The organism is Roseibium sp. QJM3NY_11 (genome assembly GCF_056173175.1).
The window spans coordinates 3,566,855-3,588,481 of record NZ_CM149660.1 but is presented as its reverse complement, the minus strand read 5'-3'; the positions used below and the strand labels follow the sequence as shown (position 1 = coordinate 3,588,481).

Sequence of the window (21,627 nt, the reverse complement as noted above, 5' to 3'; positions counted from 1 at the left end):
CCGCTTAGTGAGCGACGGCGGCAGCGGCCGCTTCGTCGATCAGGCGGCCGGTGCGGAACCGGTCCATGGTGAACGGTGCGTTGATCGCATGGGGCTCATCGCGGGCGATGGTATGCGCGAAGACATGGCCGGATCCGGGTGTGGCCTTGAAGCCGCCGGTGCCCCAGCCGCAATTGACGTAAAGCCCGGGAACGGGGGTCTTCGACAGGATCGGTGAGCGGTCCGGAGTGACATCCACGATCCCGCCCCAGTTGCGCAGCATGCGCATGCGCCGGAAATGCGGGAAGAGCTCGCAGATCGCGTCGATCGTGTGATTGGAGATGTGGATGCCGCCGGTCTGGGAATAGGAGATGAACTGGTCCGTGCCCGCACCGATCACCAGTTCCCCCTTGTCCGACTGAGAAATGTAGGCGTGGATGGTGTTGGACATGACGACGCACGGAAAGGCGGGTTTGACCGGTTCGGAGACAAGCGCCTGCAGGGGATAGGATTCAAGCGGCATGCGCACACCGGCCATCTCCATGACGGTCGATGTGTGCCCGGCGGCCACGACGCCCACCTTCTTGGCGCCGATGAAGCCCTTGGCGGTCTCAACCCCTTCCACCGCTCCGTCCGGACCACGGCGAATTCCCGTCACGGCGCAGTTCTGGATGATGTCGACGCCCAGGGCGTCGGCGCCGCGGGCATAGCCCCAGGCCACCGCATCGTGGCGCGCCGTCCCGCCGACTCGCTGGAGCGCGGCGCCCATCACGGGATAGCGGATATCTTTTGAGATGTTGAGCGGCGGGCAGTAGTCCCTGGCCTGTTCGGGTGTCAGCCACTCGTTCTGGACACCGGCCAGGCGGTTGGCGTGTATGTGTCTCTGGGCAACCTGAACGTCATGGACGGTGTGCGCCAGCATCATGACGCCGCGGGCGGAATACATGACGTTGTAGTTCAGCTCCTGGGAAAGGCCCTGCCACAGGTTGATTGCATGATTGTAGAGCGCCGCGCTTTCTTCCCAAAGGTAGTTGGAGCGCACGATCGTCGTGTTTCGGCCGGTGTTGCCACCGCCGAGCCAGCCTTTCTCGATGACCGCGATGTTGCGGATGCCGTGTTCCCTGGCAAGGTAATAGGCCGTGGCCAGACCATGGCCGCCGGCGCCGACGATGACGACATCATAGGCGGCCTTGGGTTCGGGCGCGCGCCATTGACGGCCCCAGTTCTTGTGTGCGGACAAGGCATTCTTGGCCAGTTCCAGGAAGGAATATCGCTTCATGAAGCAGCAGCTCCGCACGTTGCCGGCCGGTTGATCCGGAAAGTCCCGGAATGCCCGCCAAGAGGTTTGTAATGTTTCAGGGGGGACCATAGCGAATGCGGCGGGGTCCCGTCCATTGGCGGGCATATTCGCGATTGGGCCGGTCCTTGCGTATAAGGTTTCAGTCGCCTGCTGGTCTGAATACGACATGGGTGTCGCAAGCCGTGCGGCCATTTGCAGCATTCCGCCGGAAAGCCGAGAAAATCAAGGGGTTGAAGGCGCTGTTTTCACACCCGGGATCACGTTTGTCATGCCTGCGGGCGCAATCGCGACTGCGGATGCCGCTTCGGTTCTTGCAATTGCCGACGCGCAGGGTAAACCTCGACAAAACAGTCCAATCAGGAGTCCCATCCATGGAAGTTCGCGCCGCCGTTGCCGTCAAGGCCGGAAAACCTCTCGAAGTCACCACCGTGAACCTTGAAGGTCCGCGCGCGTTCGAGGTGCTGGTCGAGATCAAGGCGACCGGGATCTGCCACACGGACGAGTTCACCTTGTCGGGGGCCGATCCGGAAGGCCTGTTCCCGGCGATCCTGGGCCATGAAGGCGCCGGGGTTGTCGTGGAAGTCGGTCCCGGAGTGACGACATTGAAGCCGGGCGATCACGTGATCCCGCTTTATACGCCCGAGTGCCGCACCTGCGAATACTGCCTGAATCCGAAGACCAACCTGTGCCAGGCGATCCGCTCCACCCAGGGCCAGGGCCTGATGCCGGACGGCTCGTCGCGGTTCACCACGCTCGACGGCGATCCGATCCTTCACTACATGGGCACGTCCACCTTCGCCAACTATACGGTTGTGCCGGAGATCGCGCTGGCGAAGATCAATCCGGACGCCCCCTTCGACAAGGTCTGCTACATCGGCTGCGGGGTCACCACCGGCATCGGCGCGGTGATCAACACGGCCAAGGTCGAGATCGGCTCCCGGGCGATCGTGTTCGGCCTCGGTGGCATCGGTCTCAACGTCATCCAGGGCCTCCGTCTTGCGGGTGCCGACCAGATTGTCGGGGTTGACCTGAACGCGGACAAGAAGCCGATGGCCGAGCGCTTCGGCATGACCGATTTCGTCAATCCGACCGAGGTCGAAGGGGATCTGGTTCCCTATCTGGTCAATCTGACCAAGGGCGGGGCCGATTACACCTTTGATGCCACCGGCAATGTCAATGTCATGCGCACGGCGCTGGAAGCGGCGCACAAGGGCTGGGGCGAAAGCATCATCATCGGCGTTGCGGCCGCGGGCGCGGAAATCTCGACGCGTCCGTTCCAACTTGTGACCGGGCGGTCGTGGCGCGGGACAGCCTTCGGCGGCGCGCGCGGGCGCACGGACGTTCCGAAGATCGTCGACTGGTACATGGACGGGAAGATCGAGATCGACCCGATGATCACCCACACCATGCCCCTGGAAGACATCAACAAGGGCTTCGACCTGATGCATGCCGGCGAATCGATCCGCTCCGTCGTGCTTTACTGATCATCCGCCTGCGCAGCGCCGCGACCCGTCGCGGCCGCCACTCGAAAGTGGAGACCCATGACAATGAAAACCGTTTCTGAAAACAAGGCCTTCGGCGGCGTTCAAGGCGTCTACAGTCATGTGTCGGACGTCTGCGGCTCGGAAATGACGTTTGCCGTTTACCTGCCGCCGCAGGCAGAAGACGGCCCGGTTCCGTGCCTGTGGTATCTGTCCGGCCTGACCTGCACCCACGAAAACGCAATGACCAAGGCGGGCCTTCAGGCGCATGCGGCGGAATTCGGCCTGGCCGTCGTGTTTCCCGACACCAGCCCGCGTGGCGACGGCGTTGCCGATGACGAGGCCTATGATCTGGGGCAGGGAGCCGGCTTCTACGTCAACGCCACCGAAGCGCCTTGGGCGGCGCATTTCCAGATGGAAACCTACATCGCCAGCGAATTGCGCGACCTGGTGACGGAGAAGTTCGCGGTCTCTGTCCATCACGGCATCACCGGCCATTCCATGGGCGGACACGGCGCCCTGACCCTGGCGATGAAATATCCCGGCCACTACCAGTCCCTGTCCGCCTTCGCGCCGATCGCCAACCCGACGCGGTCGGACTGGGGCCGCAAGCAGCTCGGGGCGTATCTGGGTCCCGATGAAACCGTGTGGGCCGCCCATGACGCTGCGCGGCTGCTGGAGGACAAGGGCTGGGCCTCGGATGTGCTCATCGACCAGGGCGCGGACGATCAGTTCTACAACCTTTTGCGGCCAGCCGCGTTGCTGACGGCCCTGGCCGATACGAAAACGGCGCACACCTACCGCCTCCAGCAAGGCTACGACCATTCCTATTATTTCGTCTCGTCCTTCGCTCGCGATCACGTTGCCTGGCATGCGGCGCGCCTGAAAGCCTGACCGCCAGGCCTAACCGCCAGGCCTAACCGCTCCGGGCCTGTTCATTTCGAACGGCGAGCGACCTGGCCCAGGCGCTCTTCGCGAAAGTCTTCGGAAGACGCAACTCGCCCAGCATGTACCACTCCTCGATGTGTTCGACCACGATCGGTTCGAACACATCGTTGAGCGCCTGAAGCGTTGGCTGAACGGGATAGCGCCCGTCTCCCTCTGCCCTTTCAACCGGAGGCAGGATGACCAGTTTGAAACGCGCGGGTCCTGTGCGTGTCAGGTAGGTCGGCACGAGTGTGGCCCCGCTGGAATTGGCGATCTTGACCGCCACCACCGCATTGCCTTTTTGAGGAAGCTTGCGGCCGAAACAGGGCAGGTGCACCTGTTTGTCCCGCACCTCGTCAATGAAAATCGTCATGCAATAGCGGCCGCCTGACATCAGCCTGCGCAGGCGGTAGGCACTGCGCTGGCCCGGCGGGAACAGATACTGGTTCCGTTCCTTCCTGATGGCGTGCACGATCCGGTTCTTGAACCGGTTGGGTTCGGGCTGGAACGGACCGATACTGGGGCCGGCAAGGCCTTCGTGTATCGCCACGAAGAGCGCTTCCCAGGTGGCGAGATGCATGGAGGTGAAAACGATGGGGCAGCCTGTTCGCCGGGCGGCTTCCAGATGCTCGATACCTTCAACGTCTACTCGAGAAGAACTCCATAAACTGTTGACGATACTGAATTCGGATATGGTCCTGGAAATGTTCCCCCACCACCTTCCCAGCGCCTCTTTCTCACGGGTGGCGTCGCCTTCCGGCCAGCGGCCTTGTGTCAGTGCGGAGAAATTTTCGCGAATGCGGCGGGGAAAGACCTTGTTGCGGTAGGACCAGCGCATCAGCGGAACGAGCGCATGGCCGAAGTTGGAAACGGCTTCCGCAGGGCAGCGCTTCAGAATGTGATGAAAGACGGTGTTGAGAAGCCCGTCCTTCGTGTGCCGTATCCAGTGGATATTGGCCTTCAGGCGCAGTCCCCGGTCGCGGGAAAACAGGTCGCCCAACGGCGGCGCGTCGGGGTCTTCCGCGAGCGTCTCGGCAAATGGGATGTCTTCCAGCCGGGACGGTTTGCTCATGTGCTGCGCGGGTGAAGCGTCATCGGCATCCGGTCCCCGGGGCGCAGGGTCAGCCGCGCGACCGGCTGGATATCGGCACCGTCCTTCAGCTTCAGCTCGAAATTCTGGGCGAGAATGGCCAGGCTGAGGATCGCTTCCGTCATGCCAAACTGAAGACCGGCGCAGATGCGAGGGCCGATGCTGAAGGGGACATAGCCGTATTTGTTCGGTTTCTTGGCCTTCGGATCCAGAAAGCGCCCGGGATCGAACACATCCGGTTTCGACCACAGAACCGGGTTGCGGTGCATCAGCCAGGGCACCACCATGACCAGCGACCCCTTCGGGACCGCTTTGCCGCCGATGGTCGTGTCTCCTGTTGCCTCCCGGGCAAGGATCGGAACCGGCGGGTAGAGGCGCAGGGTCTCTTCGATGACCGCCTTTGTGAAGGGCAGGCTGGCAACGTCCTTGAACGTGGGCGTGCGCCCGGCGAGCACCGTGTCGAGTTCGTCCTGCAACCGCTTGCGCGAGCGGGCGCAGTTGGACAGCAGAAACCAGGCCCAGGCGAGGGTATTGGCGGTGGTCTCGTGGCCGGCCATGAAGATCACGGCTGCTTCGCTGCGGATCGCATCGCGGCTCAGGGGATTGCCCTCGTCGTCGCGCGCCTCAAGCAGGCCCCCGATCACGGATGCCTCGCCGTTTTCCTTTTGGGCTTCATAGCTGTCGATGATCTCGTCGAGCACGGACATGATACGCTGCACCGGCTGCTTGATGGCACGGCCCCGGATGCGGGGCAGCCATTCGGGCAGTCCGAACAGGGAAAACAGATCGATCTGGTCGATGTGGCGCTGGTATTCGGAGAATCCCTGAACGACTTCGGCGGCGTAATTCTTGCCGAGCTGGCGCCCGAAAATGGTTCTGCAAATGATTTCCGCGGTCAGATGCGCCATGTCGGCGAGTGCGTCGATCTCCGCGCCGTCGCCGAGCGCAGCCCATTCGGCGCGTTTCTCATCGATCGTGTCGATCATGATCGGCGCGAATCCCTTGACGCGCGAGCCGTGAATGATCGGTGCGACCACCTTGCGGCGTTTGGCCCAGGTTTCACTGTCGCTTATGAACAGGCCGTCGCCCAGAAGCGGCTCCAGCGCATGGCGCATTTGCGGGCTCTTGCGCTGAAGGACCTCGTGGTTGGACTGAAACGCCTCGCGGACGACATCCGGCCGGTTGCAGATGATCAACTCGCGCGTGAAAACCCGCTTGCTGCGCAAACGACTTTGAAAGTCGTCAATTCCCCAGATGGAGAGAAAATTCCGCTTGGCCATGCCGATCAGGGTCCAGACCGGCGGCATTTTCTCGTGGCGAAACGGGTAGGGCGGGACAAAATCCTCGGCCGGGGCGATGTCCATCTCGCCGTCTTGCCGTGTGTCCTCGGGCTGCTGCGTGGGTAAGGTCACCAAAACAATCCAAATTCAGTCAAGTCACGCCGGAAGTATTTCATTTTCAGGCTTTTAATCACTTGGGCCGGACACGTAAAGCACCGATCGCGAGGGTCAGCCAGGACAAGATGACAAGCATGCCGCCGATGGGGGCGGACATGGCGAAAAGACGAGATCCGGCAAACGCGCGCATGAACAGATCGCCGCAGAAAAGGCCGAGGCCAACGGTCAGAAAGACCATGACAAGCGGAAGCAGCAGGACGCGCCGGATCTGCGAGAGAACGGCGAGCCCAAGAAAAAGCGGGGCGTGAAACAGAAGCATCTGGGCTGCTGTTTTCAAGGTGGGAGAGGCGTCCGCATGGGCTGACAGGGCAAGACTGACAACGCCAGCCGCTCCGCAGAGCCCGGCGAGGACCATGCCGGTTCGAAGCAATCTTCCGGTCGGCTCTGCGGATGTTTGAATTTTCTTGTCGTACATGGTCATGCGCGGGCCTCGTGGACCGGCCGGCAGGGCCGGCCGGCAGGATCAGGCGGCAAAGCCGCGTTTCTTGAGCAGAGCGTTGATTTTCGGTGTCCGGCCCCTGAAGGCGACATAGGCCTCTTCCGGGTCCTGACGGCCTCCTGCGGAATAGATATGCGTCAGCAGGTTCTTCGCCGTCCGGGGATCGAAGATGTCACGGGCTTCCTCGAACGCCTCGAACGCGTCGGCGTCCATCACCTCCGACCACATGTAGCTGTAGTAGCCGGCCGAATAGCCGTCGCCTGAAAACACATGCTGGAAGTGCGGGATGCGGTGGCGCATGGTGATCGCCTCCGGCATGCCGATCCTGGAGAGGGCCTTCTTTTCGAAGTCGGCGACATCCAGGCTGCCGGGATCCTCCAGAAGATGCAGTTCCAGGTCGATCAACGCGGACGCGGTGTATTCGACCGTTGAGAACCCCTGATTGAAGTTCGCTGCGGCCAGGAGCTTGTCCAGCAGATCGGCGGGCATCTGGGCACCGGTCTTGTAGTGGACGGCAAACTCGGACAGGATTTCAGGCTGAGACAGCCAGTGCTCATAGAGCTGCGAGGGCAGTTCGACGAAATCGCGCGCAACGCTTGTTCCCGAAATCATCGGATAGGTCACGTCCGACAGAAGGCCGTGCAGCCCGTGCCCGAATTCATGGAACAGGGTCCTGGCATCGTCAAAGGTCAGCAAGGTCGCCTCACCGGGCGCACCCCTGGAGAAATTCATGACGTTGACGATAATCGGAGAGACATTGCCATCCAGCTTGTGCTGTGAGCGGAAGGCACTCATCCAGGCGCCTGAGCGTTTCGACGGGCGGGCAAAATAGTCGCCCAGAAACAGGCCGATATGCGTGCCGGACCGGTCGAGGGCCTCGAACACCCGGACATCGGGATGATACACCGGCATTCCTTCCAGTTCGCGGAAGGAAACGCCGAACAGGCGCCCGGCGGTGTCGAACGCCGCCTTGATGATGTTTTCGAGCTGAAGATACGGTTTGAGTTCCGTCTCGTCGAGGTCGTGCTCGGCCTTGCGGACTTTTTCCGAGTAATGCCGCCAGTCCCAGGCTTCGATGGGATGGTTTTCACCGCCGCTGCGTGCCATTTCGGCGAGCCGTGCCTCTTCCTCGCGGGCCTGGGCAACGGCTGGCTCCCAGACGGTCGTCAGGAGGCCGCGCACGTTGTCCGGGGTTTTCGCCATGGTGTCGTCGAGTTTGAACTCGGCGAATGTCTTGAAGCCGAGCAGGCGGGATTTTTCTGCGCGCAACGCCAGCGTTTCCTGAATAATCGCGCGGTTGTCGGTCTCTCCGCCGGTCTCGCCGCGTGACGTCCACGCCCTGAAGGCTTCTTCGCGCAAAGCCCTGTTGGTCGAGAACTGCAGGAACGGCTCGATGGAGGAACGGGACAGCGTGATCACATGCTTGCCGTCCAGACCGCGTTCCCTGGCGGCTTCGGCGGCCGCCGTCAGAAGGAAGTCCGGCAGGCCGGCGCGGTCCTCTTCCGTTTCAAGAACGAGCTGGAAATCCGATTCGTCCTTCAGGACATGCTGGGAGAAATCCGTGCCCAGCGTCGCCAGGCGTTGCGAAATCTCCGCCATGCGGGCCTTGCTCGCCGCGTCGAGGGAGGCTCCGGCACGCTGGAACATCTTGTGGTAGCGCTCCAGCACGCGGGCCTCTTCGTCATTCAGGCCAAGCGTGTCCCGCTTGTCCCACAGGGCGGCGATCCTGTCGGAGAGACTTGCGTTCAAGAGGGTGTCCGAACCGTGCTTTGCAAGTTTCGGCGCGACGGCGCGTTCTGTTTTCTGCAGGGCCTCACTGGTATGAGCTCCCGTGAGGTTGAAAAAAGTACGGGCCACGCGTGTGAGGGCTTCCCCGGACCGTTCCATGGCCACCACGGTGTTCTCGAACGTGGCCTCATCGTCCTGCGCGGCAATCAGGTCGATGTCCCGACGGGCCTGTGCCATCGCCACATCGAAGGCTTCTTCGAAATGGGCGGGCTCGATCTGTGCGAACGGTGGCAGTTGAAACGGCGTGTCCCAGTCGGCAAGAAGCGGATTGGTTGTCATGGGGTCCTCGGCGGGAATGAATTGATCTGAGACAGATATGGCCCTAATTCCGGATGCTTCCAAGGCCGTTTCCTGAAATCGACCGGCAAACGGCGATCAGAAAAAGCGCAGTCGGGTTCCGGCGCCCGACGAATCCCGGGCGGGAACGGGCGCGCCGCACCTGCTGTTTTCTACCACATCGAGGTTTTTGCGCGATCCGGCCAGTCCTGATCATAGGACCGACCGTCGAAACCGTCCTCGATCTCCTGCATGATGTCACCTGGTGTCGGCAGGTCGTCGCTGGCGGTCTGCTGCTGCGCATTCCACAGATCCGCCCGCATGATTGCACGGGCGCACTGAAAATAGATCGTGCCGGTGGTGATGACGATGACGCTGCGCGGAGGCTTCCCTTCCTTTTCAAAGGAAGCGAGCAGGTCGGGATCGACGGACAGGACGGCTTCGCCGTTTATTCTGAGCACGTTGTTCCAGCCGGGCACCATGAACATGAGCGAAACCCGCGGGTCTCTCACGATATTGCGCAGGGAATCGATCCGGTTGTTGCCGCGCCTGTCGGGCAGGAGCAGGGTGCGTTCGTCGTGGATCCTGACGACGGCCTCGTCGTCTCCCCGGGGGGAGCAGTCGAGGCCTTCCGGGCCGCATGTGGACAGGGCGCAAAAGCGGGAGGTTTCGACGATCTTGCGATAGGCAGGGGTCAGGTGGGCGCTTTCCTTTATCAGGGAAGCCTTCCCCGGGGTTCCGTAGTGCGCGTGCAGCGCATCCAGCGTTGTCAGCAGGCTCATGAGTTGATGTCCGGATGTCGTGGTAAGGGCGTGGCCAATGCGAGGACTTTAGCTGTCGTGCCGGCTCAGCGTCAATTTCCAGCTCACCGTCAGTTTAATGGCGAATCGCACACTTTGAAGGGTCTTGCACTTTGGTCTAAGATCTTGAAAGCCTATCGGTTTCTAACATTACGTAATCGGAACTTCGCAGGAGCGAAGCAAAGAATTATAAGTGTATGGAAACGAACACGAAACTTAATGGTGCGATGCGGTATAGAATAGTTTTCGCCGATTGAATTTAGCCGTGATTACTTCGAAAGTATAAGGACTTGGCCAGGGGAGACGATCCGATAGTCGTATTGCTGATGTGTAGGTGAGTTTTTTACAGTCGGTACAGCTTGCAGTTTTGGCACAGAGGAGCCGGTCTTCCGGACGGGGTAAGGGCCAGAATTGCTTGCCGCTGTACAGCTACTGGCAGGTGGATCCAAGGTGGGTCCGCCATGCTTTTCTGGGAGGAAAGTATGAGCTTAATTCGCAAACCCCTTAATCGTCGTTCCATTCTGCGCGCAGGCGCAATGGGTGGCGCTGCACTGGCAACGCCGACGATTTTCACAAGCCGGGCATGGTCCGCAGGCTATCTGAACGAGCCGACCGGCGGTGAAGTGGTCCTGGGTTTCAACGTGCCGCAGACCGGCGCATACGCCGATGAAGGCGCCGACGAACTGCGCGCCTATCAGCTCGCCGTGAAACACATCAACGGTGAAGGCGACGGAGGCATGCTGAACACCTTCTCTTCCAAGGCCCTTGGCGGCAATGGTGTGAACGGCAAGAAGGTCGCTTTCGTGACCGGTGACACGCAGACCAAGTCCGATGCGGCCCGTGCATCCGCAAAGCGCATGATCGAAAAAGACGGTGCCGTGATGATCACCGGCGGTTCGTCCTCCGGCGTGGCAATCGCGGTTCAGTCGCTCTGCCAGGAAGCCGGCGTGATCTTCATGGCCGGTCTGACCCACTCCAACGACACCACCGGCAAGGACAAGCGCAAGAACGGCTTCCGTCACTTCTTCAACACGGAAATGTCCGGCGCGGCTCTGGCTCCGGTGCTCAAGAACGCCTTCGGAACCGACCGGACCGCGTATCACCTGACCGCGGACTACACCTGGGGCTGGTCCCAGGAAGGGTCCATCAAGAAGTACACCGAGAACATGGGCTGGAACACGGCTGCCGCCGTGCGCACGCCGCTCGGCGCAGGCGACTTCTCGCAGTACATCACACCGGTGCTGAACTCCGGTGCCGACGTGCTGGTCCTGAACCACTACGGCAAGGACATGGTCAACTCCCTGACCCAGGCGGTCCAGTTCGGTCTGCGCGACAAGCAGGTCAACGGCAAGGACTTCGCCATCGTCGTTCCGCTTTACTCCCGCCTGATGGCGCAGGGTGCCGGCGAAAACGTCAAGGGCATCTTCGGTTCCACCAACTGGCACTGGTCGCTGCAGGACGAAGGCTCCAAGGCCTTCGTGAAATCCTTCGGCCAGGAATACGGCTTCCCGCCGAGCCAGGCAGCGCACACCTGCTACGTGCAGACTCTGCTTTATGCGGATGCGGCGCAGCGTGCCGGTACCTTCGAACCCTGTGCCCTCGCAGCATCGCTGGAAGGCTTCGAGTTCGACGGCATGGGCAATGGTCCGACCCTCTATCGTGCAGACGATCACCAGTGCTTCAAGGATGTTCTGGTCGTGAAGGGTAAGGAAAATCCGAGCTCCCAGTTCGACGTTCTTGAAGTCGTCGAAGTCACCCCGCGCGCTCAGGTCGAATATCCGGCCGATTTGCTCGGCGGTGAACTCGGGGCGTGCAACAACGGCGTTTAAGGCCTTGAAAATCGCAGCCGCCGGGGCTTCAGGCTCCGGCGGCTGCTTTCGATCAAGAGGCACTTGGGCTTAGCAAAACAAGCGGCAAGACAATGGATGTGATAGTTCTACAATTGCTCAACGGGCTGGACAAGGGTGGCGCCTATGCGCTGATCGCCCTGGGACTGACCCTGATCTTCGGCACGCTCGGGGTCGTCAACTTCGCTCACGGAGCGTTGTTCATGCTCGGAGCGTTCTGTGCCGTGTCCTTCAACGCGTTGCTAAGCCTGGAAATGGTCGCGCTCGATCCGGACAAGACCACGGCCTGGGGCACGCCGCTCGAAATTCGCACGCCTTATATCGAGGCCTATTTCGGCGACTTCGGCGCCTGGATCCTCAATTATTCCGTGCCTGCATCCATCCTGCTTGCCATTCCGGTCATGCTGATCATCGGATTCGTCATGGAACGGGGCCTGATCAAGCATTTCTATAACCGTCCGCATGCGGATCAGATCCTTGTGACGTTCGGCCTCGCGATCGTCCTGCAGGAGATCATCAAATCCATTTTCGGTGCCAATCCGATCCCGCAGGCCGCCCCTCAGGCGGTGCGTGGCGCGGCCGATATCGGCGCCGTTTTCGGCTTCGATCCCGGAGTGATCGTCTATCCCTACTGGCGCATGGTCTATCTCGGTTTTGCCGGAGCCATCATCGGTGCCGTCTTTGCGTTTCTTCAATTCACCACCTTCGGCATGGTCGTGCGGGCGGGCATGGCGGACCGTCATACTGTCGGGCTGCTCGGCATCAACATCGAACGCCGGTTTACTGTGGTCTTCGCTATCGCCGCGGTCGTCGCCGGGCTTGCCGGCGTCATGTACACGCCGATCCTGCCGCCGGATTATCACATGGGCATGGATTTCCTGGTGCTCAGCTTCGTGGTCGTCGTGGTCGGCGGCATGGGGTCGCTTCCGGGCGCTGTTGCCGCGGGCTTCCTGCTTGGCATCCTGCAGTCCTTCGCCTCCATGAACGAGGTCAAGGCAATTCTTCCGGGCATTGACCAGATCATCATCTACCTCGTTGCAGTGGTTATCCTCCTCGTGCGTCCGCGCGGGCTGATGGGCCGCAAAGGCGTCATGGAGAACTAAAATGAGTACAAGAATGTCTCCTGCACGCGACCTGATATTTTTCGGTATCTTCGCCGTCGCAGTCCTCACCATGCCGATATGGCTGGCGCCGGTCGGCGCGGGCTATCCGGATCTCCTGCAGAAATTCGCGATCTTCGGACTGTTCGCGACCGGCTTCAACCTGCTGTTCGGTCTGACCGGCTACCTGTCGTTCGGCCATGCCGCCTTCCTCGGGGTCGGATCCTATACGGCCGTCTGGTCCTTCAAGCTGCTCGGCATGAACCCGGTTCCTGCCGCCGTGCTTGCGGTGGTCACGTCGGGCGTGTTCGCCCTGGGGATCGGCTATGTGTCGCTGCGCCGCTCCGGCATCTATTTCTCGATCCTGACGCTTGCCTTCGCGCAGATGTCCTACAACCTCGCCTATTCGGTGCTGACGCCGATCACGAACGGGGAGACCGGCCTGCGCGTCCTGCAATCCGATCCCCGCATTTTCGACAGCTCGACAGCAAGCGACGGACCGCTGATCGCCAACCTGTTCGGAATTGAAATGACGGGATGGGGCGGGTTCTACTTCTGTGCCGTGGTGCTGCTGATCGGTTTCTTCATTGCACAGCGGATCTTCCGCTCGCCCTTCGGCATCATGCTGCGGGCCGTGAAGACCAACCAGAACCGGATGACGTATACCGGGCTCAATCCGCGCCCCTATACGCTGGCGGCCTTCGTCATATCGGGCATGTATGCCGGTCTTGCCGGCGCGCTGATGTGCATCACCGATCCGCTGGCCGGTGCGGAACGCATGCAGTGGACCGCGTCGGGCGAGGTGGTTCTCATGACCATTCTCGGCGGGGCGGGAACCCTGCTCGGGCCGATCTTCGGCGCGGCGCTGATCAAGTATTTCGAGAATATCTTCTCCGCGTTCAACGAGCAGACACTGCACGAGATCTTCGGGTTCCTGCCAGGCTTTCTGGAAGCGCCGGTGGTCTCTGTCGCGAGCCTGTTTGTCGGCGAGGGCTGGCACCTGACCCTTGGTGTGCTGTTCATGCTGATCGTGGTCTTCCTGCCGGGCGGGATCATGGAAGGTGTTTCCCGGATCGGCCGCCTGTTCAGGGGGAAATCCTCGAAATCGGATCAACGCGGCACGACGTCCCCTGCTGAGTAAGGAACACACAACATGGAAATCTTGCGCGTAGAGGGCGTTAACAAGTCGTTTGGCGGATTGAGAGCCCTCAACAATGTGAACTTCTCGGTGGAAGAGGGCGATGTGCACGCGATCATCGGGCCGAACGGGGCAGGGAAGTCGACCTTCCTGAATTGCCTCATCGGTCGACTGATCCCGGACACCGGCAGCGTGATGTTCGGCGATGTGTCGCTGACCGGCATGAAGCCCTACCAGATCAATCAGGTGGGCGTGTCGCGGGTGTTTCAGACCCCGGAGATCTTTGCCGAACTGACGCTTCTGGAAAACATCATGATCCCGACGATGGCAAAGCGGGACGGCACGTTTGCCCTGCATATCTTCAAGCGCCTCGACCAGGATGCGGAAGTTCAGGACAAGGCACTCCACATGCTTGAGGATGTCGGGCTGGCGGACAAGAAGGACGACATTGCGGGATCCCTGTCCCGGGGCGACAAACGCCGCCTCGAACTGGCCATGTGCCTGACGCAGGACCCCAAGCTTCTGCTTCTGGATGAACCGACCGCGGGCATGTCGCGGGCCGATACCAACAACACCATCGATCTCCTGAAGCGCATCGGCGACCGCGGCATCACCAAGGTGGTCATCGAGCACGACATGCATGTCGTGTTCTCGCTGGCCGACAAGGTCACGGTGCTTGCCCAGGGAGCGATCATCGCGGAAGGCAAGCCGACGGACATAAAGGGCGATCTGCGCGTTCAGGAAGCCTATCTCGGAGGAGCGCACCTGTGACCATTGTCGAAGATCAGTTCAGCGGCCGGACCGCTCCGGGCGTCCAGCCAAAAAAGGCGGCGGGCGCGGCCCCCGCATTCTTCTCCGCTTGGGACATGCACGCCTATTACGGCGAAAGCTATATTGTCCAGGGTGTCAGTTTCGATATCCGGGAGGGCGAAATCCTGGCTCTGCTGGGCCGCAACGGTGCTGGCAAGACGTCCACTTTGCGCACCATAGCCCGCATGGACGACCCCCAGTTGACTCGCGGCGAAATCTGGCTGGATCACAAGCCGCTGCACGAAATGAAGAGCTACCAGGCCGCACGCCTGGGTGTGGGGCTCGTTCCCGAGGATCGACGGATCATTCCAGGTCTGACGGTTCAGGAAAATCTGGAACTGTCCCAGATCGCCGAGCCCAAGGGCTGGTCGATCGAGCGCATTTACGATCATTTTCCGCGTTTGGCGGAAAGACGCGCACAGGACGCCGTGACCATGTCCGGCGGCGAACAGCAGATGCTTGCCCTTGCCCGCATCCTTGCAAGGGACATCAAGCTGCTGCTGCTCGACGAGCCCTATGAAGGACTTGCACCTGTCATCGTTCAGGAAATCGAGCGTATCCTCGAGGGTGTCAAGGAACTGGGCATCACCACCGTGATTGTCGAACAGAACGCGATTGCAGCGCTTCATCTTGCGGACCGTGCCGTCATCCTCGATATGGGCGAAGTGGTTTTCGACGGGTCGGCCCAGGATGTTCTCGACAATGCCGAACTGCGCCAGGAATACCTTGCGATCTGAACAAGAGGTCGATCGATAGCAACCAGGCCGGCGCCCCGCGCCGGCTTCAGCTTGTTGACAGGTTCTCAGTTGGTCATTCCGGACAAGTGCAGCGAAGCTGCGCGCTGATCCGGAACCTGGCGCATCAGCGCGAGCGAAGGCGAGCACCGGAGCAATTCAAACATCTGTAATCATTATTAAAGACGCGCCTGCGGCGCGAAGTAATCGCTGGATTCCGGCTCTGGCCATGCAACTGCGCTGCAGGCCGGCCGGAATGACCCGGGTGAGTTTGTCAGCAGTCTGAGGCCGGCGCCCCGCGCCGGCTTTTTTTGTGGGAGGTCTGTAAAACGGAGACCTCCGGGTTGCTGGACCATGAAGCCGCAGCCTATACTTTGCCTGATTTTATTCCTCGCCAGGCCGGTGTCTTCAAGTGAAAAGTCTCAGATCCGAATTGCCCAGCCTCACTGGCTTCGCCATTTTTGCCGTTTTCTTTTATGCGGGGGACAGCCTGTCTCCGGACACGGTGGGCATCGGCCCTTCGCTGATCCTGCTGGGGGTTATTTTCGCTACGGTGATGTGGTGCGCCTTTTCGGTGGTGCGCCACGCGGAATGCCTTGCAACGCTGCTCGGAGAACCCTTCGGAACACTGATCCTGACACTGGCCGTCATCGGCATAGAGGTGGCTCTGATTGTCGCGATCATGCTCTCGGGCGATGCGAACCCGACCATGGCCCGCAACACCATGTTTTCGGTCGTGATGATCGTGCTCAACGGGCTGGTGGGTGTCTGTCTGCTCGCCGGAGGCCTGCGGCATCGCAATCAGACCTACAATCTTCAGGGCGCCAACGCGTTCCTGTCGGTTCTCGTTCCGCTGGCGATATTCGCGCTGGTGCTGCCCCGGTTCACGCAATCCGCGCCGGGCGGTGAACTGTCACCGATCCAGGCAGGCTTCGAAGTGATCATGTCGGTCCTGCTCTACGGGGTCTTCCTTGCGATACAGATGGTCACGCACAGCGACATTTTCCGCCAACCCGACGCAACGGACGATGACCACGGCCATCACGACATCGTGGTTCGATCGATGCCGTTTCATGTGGTCGGCCTGTTCGGCGCGCTGCTGCCGATCATTCTGCTGTCGAAGAAACTGGCGCTTTACGTTGAATTCGGCATCGACGGGCTGGGGGCGCCCCTTGCCTTGAGCGGGTTCATCGTCGCGGCTCTGGTGCTGATGCCCGAAGGCCTCAGCGCGCTGCAGGCTGCCCGTGAGAACAAGCTGCAACGGGCGGTCAATATCTGTCTGGGGTCGGCGGTTGCAACCATCGGCCTGACGGTGCCCGGAGTGGTCATCGTGGCCTCCGTGATGGGACTGAATGTCGAACTCGGCCTCGAAACGCCGGAAATCATTCTTCTGATCCTGACCCTGTTCGTAAGTCTGCTCACGTTCGGGAACAGACAGACAAGTTATCTGCAAGGGGCTGTTCACCTGAGCCTGTTCGCCGCCTATGTGATGATGATTTTCGATTTGTCCTGAGACATCCGCAGCCTGAACAGATATTGCGGGGCCCGGCCTTGGAAGCCGGCATTGAATGTGGTTTGTATGCCTGCCGATTTCCCTGACCGCGGTTGACCCGAAATGCTTCTCCTGACTGAAAACCAGACCCGTGACGCCCTGCCGTTTCCCGAGCTGATAAATGCGCTTCGCGAAATGTTTCGCGACGGCTGCGTCATGCCCACCCGGCATCACCACGACATGGAGATACCGGGAGAGGCGGAAGGCACCATGCTGCTGATGCCCGCCTGGGTTCCCGGCGGCTTTGCCGGCGTCAAGGTTGTCAACGTGATTCCGGGAAATTCAGCGCGAAACATGCCAGCGGTTGCCGCGCAGTACCTGTTATCGGATGCCAGCACCGGTGAAATGCTGGCGCTGGTGGACGGCGGTGAACTGACGGCCCGGCGCACGGCCGCGGCTTCCGCGCTCGCCGCCGGATATCTGGCGCGCCCGGAAGCCCGTCATCTGCTGGTGCTCGGGACCGGGCGTCTGGCCGCGAACCTGATTGCCGCTCACATGGCGGTCCGGCCCATCGATACGGTAACCATTTGGGGGCGGTCCGCAGACAAGGCCGAAGCGCTGGTTGACGCGCTCAAGGCGAGCATTCCGGTCAGGATGGAGGTCGCCGGCCAACTGGAGGATGCGCTCCCCAAGGCCGACATCATCAGCTCCGCCACCATGTCGTCCGTGCCCCTGATCAAGGGGGATTTCGTATCACCTGGTACCCATGTCGATCTTGTCGGCGCCTTCAAGCCGAGCATGCGTGAAAGCGACGACACCCTGATTGGGCGCGCGGAGATCTATGTCGACACACGCGACGGCTGCCTGTCCGAGGGGGGCGACATCGTTCAGCCGATGCGCTCCGGAGTGATCACCGGTGAGGACATCAGGGCCGACCTGTATGACCTCTGCCGCGGCGACCATGCCGGTCGTTCGTCGGAGGATGCGGTCACGCTGTTCAAATCGGTCGGGGCGGCCCTGGAAGATCTGGCCGGCGCCATCCTGGCCTATCAGAGCATCAACCGTTTGCCGGATGCGTGATCGCATGGATGGCAGACGGACGGCGTCGTGCCACGCCTGAGGCGCCGTCAGGCCGCTGCAAAACGTCAGCCCAGCTCGAAGGTCGTGATCCCGTAGATCTGGTCCATCGGCAGATCGGGCGCCGGGCCGCGGTACATGCGGAAGGTTTCGAACTCAGGTGACAGCTCGTATTTTTCAGCGAGCAACAGGGCGCCGGAATTTGGCTCAGGCGTATCCAGAACGACCATTTGCCCCTTTACCTGTCCCGCGAGTGCGCGAAAAAGAGTGTCGGCAATTGCCGGGGTATCGGCAAACAGTGGACCGATCTTGTAACCCTCGGCGCACTGGCGGATCACACCGTAGCCCTTGAGGCTCCCGTCTTCGACAAAAGCGAAGCCTCTGCGTGTTTCCAGCATCGGCGCGGTCCAGAGCTGTAGAAATCCGGTGCGCGGCGCAGGGAAGAAGGTCTGGTCGTAGTCGCGTACGGCGGGAAACAGGCCCTGGCCGAGCTGTGCCAGGCGCGGGTCCATGGGCGTGTCGCAGAGCGACAGTCCCGCATGGCGCACGTTGCGGTAGACCGGCTTGAAGCCGTGTTCGGCATAACTGCCGGTCTGTTCCTTGACCGCGTCAAGGCCGATCAGGCGGGATCCCATGTAGGTCATGGCATGGCTCCAGATCCGGTGCCCGTAACCGTGTGCCCTGAACTCGGGTTTGCAGATATAAAAACCGATAAAACCGAAGGCATCGCCGTAGCGAACGGCGGATATCACGTTGACCAGCTTGCCGTCGATTTCGCCTGCGAGAAACCCGGTCGGATCCGCGGCGTGAAACGCCGGTCCGTCCTCGAGACCCGGGTTCCAGCCTTCCTCCTTGGCCATTTCAATGGGGATATGGATTTCGTCTTGCCGCAGCGGGCGGACTTTGAGTTGTGCCGTCATGTCGATACCGGTTGTCCTGATTTTTTTCAGCCTAGGCCGACTCGCGCGGAATTGAAATGGCGGGCCCGGCGAGGTCCCGGACCGGCTTGCGTCCGGACGGTAAGTATGTATCACTTGACGTAAGGAAAAGAGAGCCGGGGGGCGCCGGATGCGATTGGGCCGGTCCGCCGATAGTGTGAGTTTCGTCACAGACAGGCAATGGTTCAGGCATGTAGGTTTGACAGCGTGATCCAGTGCTGAGGGCATTATGCAAAATTTTGATATTACACCTCTTGCTTACCGGCGGACCGAGAAGCCGAAAGCACCTTTTAACAAGCGCCTGAGGCGGGCGGTTCGGTTCGGTGTTCTTGCCGGTCCTCTCGGACTTGCGCTGGCGACGGGGTCCGCCTTTGCTGCGGCTCAGCCGGAAGACGGGCGCCGCGTGGCGCTGGTGATCGGCAACCAGGACTACCAGTTTGTGGAACCCCTGGAGAATCCGGAGAACGACACCAAGGAGATCACCAAGGTCCTCCAGGAAGCGGATTTCGACGTAACGGTCGGGCTGAACCTGAGCAAGAAGGAACTGGAAAAGGTCGTGCGCCGTTTCCTGAGGGAGCTGAACGACGGCGACACGGCGTTGTTCTACTATTCGGGGCATGCGCTCCAGGTGGGCGACTCCAATTTCATTCTGCCGGTCGACGCCAAGCTGACGTCCCAATATGATCTGGAGTTCGAAAGCCTCAAGGTGTCGCATCTGCTGGATTACATGAAGGCCGCGTCCAGCCTGCAGATCGTGATGCTGGATGCCTGCCGGGACAATCCGTTCGAAATCGCCAGTCTGTTCTGGGGTGAGGAAGAATACGCACTCGGCAAGACCAGAGGCCTGCGGCGCATTCCCAACAAGCTCGGCAGCTTCATTTCCTACGCGACCAGACCGGGGCAGGTGGCATTCGACGGCCAGGGCCCCATGAGCCCCTTCACCTCTTCGGTCGTCGGCAACGCACTGAACCCCACACTCGAGATCAAGGACCTGATGACGCGGGTGCGCGATGAGGTCGTGCGCAAGACCGGCGGCCAGCAGATTCCCTATGAGGATTCCACTCTGGTCACGAATTTCTATTTCGTGCCCCCGAAACCGGAACCGATCGTGACGGCCCATCACAGGGTAAGCGCTTCCGTCGACAGTCCTGCCGTGGCTCTCAATATTCCCGAGCCGGTGCAACCGGAAGGCGGGACACTGCAGGCTATCCTCACGCTCTCGCCGGAGAACGGCGAACTCAGGCTGCCCGGCGGCCGGGCCGTGGCCGAGGGAACCGAGTTGACCGCGGCCGAACTCGCCAGTCTGGAATATGTCCCGACGGGATCTAGTGCCGGCGATGTTGAGCTGATCGGTTACGACGTGAAGGACGAGTGGGGCGGATCCGCTTCCGCCATTGCGTCCGTGACCCTTGCCCAGGTTGTGGAACAGCCCGCACAAGACACACAGGCGGAAGATCAGGGCCAACGTCTCGGCGAACTTCTTGCCTGGATCGCGGACCAGAGCTCAGGTGCCGTGGAGGTCGATATCGGCGTTGGCCCCGTTCCGGTCTATCCGCAGGCTCCCACCACCGGTTTGCCGCCGACGAGCGACTGGTTGAAAATCGTTTCCGTTGAAAGCGACCTGCAGCTGTCTTCCGATGGGCGGTTGCTGCAGGCCGGAGACCGGTTCCCGGCGAGTGCCCTGGCGTCCCTGACCGTTCGCCCGCAAATCGGCAGCCAGTCGACGGCGGGAAATTTCGTGATGGAATTGCCTACGGTAAACGGCGGCCAGCCTGCCACGGTCACGCAAGTCGTACAGCCGCGGATTACCCAGTGCGATGCGCTGGCAACCCAGCCCTTCGATCTGCAGGCCGTCACGGAAGGCCGCCTGGCGAACCTTCTCGACAGCGACGAGGTCGACAGCGCATGTGCGGCGGCGACGGCCGCCTATCCCGAAATCGGCCGCTTCGTGTTCCAGCGCGGCCGCGGTGCATTCGCGGCGGGAGATCTCGCCGGGGCGATCGCCTTCTTCGAACAGGCCTACCAGATGGGCCATGTGCGGGCGGGTCAGGTCTTGGGACGCATGTACTTTCTCGGAGCCGGCATCGACCGGGACCGCGAGAAGGCTGTGGAACTTTATCGCAAGGCGGCCGAGCGCGGCGATGCCTATGCGATGCACTCCCTCGGCATTGCGGAAATCAAGGGCGACGGAACGCCTCAGGATGAAGCGGCGGGACTGAAAAAGCTCCTGCAATCCGTCGAGGCCGGGCACACGTTTTCCTACAACGCCATCGGCGGATTTTACCTGCAGGGCCAGCACGTCGATGAAAACGTCGACCGGGCCGTCTACTACTACAACAGGTCCGCTGCGCGAAATGACATCTATGGGTTCCTGAACATGGGCACGCTCTACCGGGATGGCAAAGGCGTTCCTCAGGACAATGAAGCCGCGCTGGGGTGGTTCCGCAAGGCGCATGACGGCGGCCACCCGGCGGCGGGCACCGCGATCGGGCTGCTCTATTTCAATGGCCAGGGGGTCGAGAAAAACGAACAGGAAGCCACGCGCTGGTTTCGCGAAAGCGCCCAGAGAGGCGATCCCTGGGGTGCATTCAACACAGCTTTCATGCTTGGCAGACAGTCCGGTGAGACGGCCGGCCGGGACCGGGTGCGCATGCTTGCCATGGCCGTGGCCATCGACCCCACATCGTCTGCGGCCGAACAGGCCAGAGACACATTGAGCAAGGCCCAAAGCGGCTACAAGGCGAAGGTTCTGCAGCAGGCCCTGACGGATCTCGGTTTCGAACCCGGTCCTGTCGATGGCCAGCCCGGGCGGAAAACGCGCGACGCCCTTGCGAATTTTTTCCAGCAATCCGGGCGCGAACCTGTTCAGGGGGACGAGGCCCTGGTCGCGCTTGTCAAGTATCAGTGGGAACAGGACCGTCCCCGCTACGACCTATTCTAGGGTACCAAGGAGA

The 21,627-nt window shown here is 61.2% G+C and carries 17 protein-coding genes; 10 read left to right on the top strand and 7 right to left on the bottom strand.

The window, feature by feature from the left end:
- Positions 1 to 4 precede the first annotated feature (4 nt).
- On the bottom strand, positions 5 to 1,258 hold the full coding sequence (locus AC0VX3_RS16575; protein WP_475521431.1) for a sarcosine oxidase subunit beta family protein: 1,254 nt from the start codon (positions 1,256 to 1,258) through the stop codon (positions 5 to 7).
- A 392-nt stretch (positions 1,259 to 1,650) separates the two neighbouring features.
- Here AC0VX3_RS16575 and AC0VX3_RS16570 point away from each other — a divergent pair, with 392 nt between their 5' ends.
- Positions 1,651 to 2,763 (top strand): S-(hydroxymethyl)glutathione dehydrogenase/class III alcohol dehydrogenase, encoded by a 1,113-nt coding sequence (locus AC0VX3_RS16570; RefSeq protein WP_475521430.1) that lies wholly within the window; start codon positions 1,651 to 1,653, stop codon positions 2,761 to 2,763.
- A gap of 63 nt (positions 2,764 to 2,826) precedes the next feature.
- Positions 2,827 to 3,654, top strand: a complete 828-nt coding sequence (gene fghA, locus AC0VX3_RS16565) for an S-formylglutathione hydrolase (RefSeq protein WP_475521429.1) — start codon at positions 2,827 to 2,829, stop codon at positions 3,652 to 3,654.
- A 22-nt stretch (positions 3,655 to 3,676) separates the two neighbouring features.
- On the opposite strand, the gene AC0VX3_RS16560 is transcribed toward fghA, so the two are convergent.
- The 5 genes from AC0VX3_RS16560 to AC0VX3_RS16540 form a co-directional block, all read right to left on the bottom strand.
- Positions 3,677 to 4,759 (bottom strand): lysophospholipid acyltransferase family protein, encoded by a 1,083-nt coding sequence (locus AC0VX3_RS16560; RefSeq protein WP_475521428.1) that lies wholly within the window; start codon positions 4,757 to 4,759, stop codon positions 3,677 to 3,679.
- Complete coding sequence (locus tag AC0VX3_RS16555) at positions 4,756 to 6,189, bottom strand: cytochrome P450 (RefSeq protein ID WP_475521427.1); 1,434 nt, start codon at positions 6,187 to 6,189, stop codon at positions 4,756 to 4,758. Before AC0VX3_RS16555 ends, AC0VX3_RS16560 begins: the two co-directional genes overlap by 4 nt.
- 58 nt (positions 6,190 to 6,247) lie before the next feature.
- Positions 6,248 to 6,649, bottom strand: coding sequence for a DUF423 domain-containing protein (locus tag AC0VX3_RS16550; RefSeq protein ID WP_475525194.1), 402 nt, complete (start codon positions 6,647 to 6,649; stop codon positions 6,248 to 6,250).
- 48 nt (positions 6,650 to 6,697) lie between these two features.
- Positions 6,698 to 8,740 (bottom strand): M3 family metallopeptidase, encoded by a 2,043-nt coding sequence (locus tag AC0VX3_RS16545; protein WP_475521426.1) that lies wholly within the window; start codon positions 8,738 to 8,740, stop codon positions 6,698 to 6,700.
- Between the two features lie 170 nt (positions 8,741 to 8,910).
- Positions 8,911 to 9,519 carry a pyridoxamine 5'-phosphate oxidase family protein gene (locus AC0VX3_RS16540; protein WP_475521425.1) on the bottom strand — a complete coding sequence of 203 codons (609 nt, stop codon included), beginning with the start codon at positions 9,517 to 9,519 and terminating at the stop codon, positions 8,911 to 8,913.
- A 500-nt stretch (positions 9,520 to 10,019) separates the two neighbouring features.
- Here AC0VX3_RS16540 and AC0VX3_RS16535 point away from each other — a divergent pair, with 500 nt between their 5' ends.
- The 7 genes from AC0VX3_RS16535 (at position 10,020) to lhpI (ending at position 17,738) form a co-directional block, all read left to right on the top strand.
- Positions 10,020 to 11,366 (top strand): substrate-binding protein, encoded by a 1,347-nt coding sequence (locus AC0VX3_RS16535; RefSeq protein ID WP_475521424.1) that lies wholly within the window; start codon positions 10,020 to 10,022, stop codon positions 11,364 to 11,366.
- Positions 11,367 to 11,458: 92 nt separating this feature from the next.
- A complete protein-coding gene (locus AC0VX3_RS16530) occupies positions 11,459 to 12,487 on the top strand; it encodes a branched-chain amino acid ABC transporter permease (RefSeq protein WP_475521423.1) in 1,029 nt (342 codons plus the stop codon).
- Position 12,488: 1 nt separating this feature from the next.
- A complete protein-coding gene (locus AC0VX3_RS16525) occupies positions 12,489 to 13,625 on the top strand; it encodes a branched-chain amino acid ABC transporter permease (protein WP_475521422.1) in 1,137 nt (378 codons plus the stop codon).
- Positions 13,626 to 13,637: 12 nt separating this feature from the next.
- Positions 13,638 to 14,393 (top strand): ABC transporter ATP-binding protein, encoded by a 756-nt coding sequence (locus AC0VX3_RS16520; protein WP_475521421.1) that lies wholly within the window; start codon positions 13,638 to 13,640, stop codon positions 14,391 to 14,393.
- Entirely contained in the window at positions 14,390 to 15,169 is a 780-nt protein-coding gene (locus tag AC0VX3_RS16515; protein ID WP_342894980.1) for an ABC transporter ATP-binding protein, read from the top strand. Before AC0VX3_RS16520 ends, AC0VX3_RS16515 begins: the two co-directional genes overlap by 4 nt.
- 409 nt (positions 15,170 to 15,578) lie before the next feature.
- Complete coding sequence (locus AC0VX3_RS16510) at positions 15,579 to 16,679, top strand: calcium:cation antiporter (protein WP_475521420.1); 1,101 nt, start codon at positions 15,579 to 15,581, stop codon at positions 16,677 to 16,679.
- A 102-nt stretch (positions 16,680 to 16,781) separates the two neighbouring features.
- Positions 16,782 to 17,738 (top strand): bifunctional Delta(1)-pyrroline-2-carboxylate/Delta(1)-piperideine-2-carboxylate reductase, encoded by a 957-nt coding sequence (lhpI, locus tag AC0VX3_RS16505; RefSeq protein WP_475521419.1) that lies wholly within the window; start codon positions 16,782 to 16,784, stop codon positions 17,736 to 17,738.
- 65 nt (positions 17,739 to 17,803) lie between these two features.
- Here lhpI and AC0VX3_RS16500 read toward each other — a convergent pair whose 3' ends face one another.
- Positions 17,804 to 18,655, bottom strand: coding sequence for a GNAT family N-acetyltransferase (locus tag AC0VX3_RS16500; RefSeq protein ID WP_475521418.1), 852 nt, complete (start codon positions 18,653 to 18,655; stop codon positions 17,804 to 17,806).
- A gap of 247 nt (positions 18,656 to 18,902) precedes the next feature.
- Here AC0VX3_RS16500 and AC0VX3_RS16495 point away from each other — a divergent pair, with 247 nt between their 5' ends.
- Positions 18,903 to 21,614, top strand: a complete 2,712-nt coding sequence (locus AC0VX3_RS16495; RefSeq protein WP_475521417.1) for a caspase family protein — start codon at positions 18,903 to 18,905, stop codon at positions 21,612 to 21,614.
- The last annotated feature ends 13 nt before the right edge of the window (positions 21,615 to 21,627 follow it).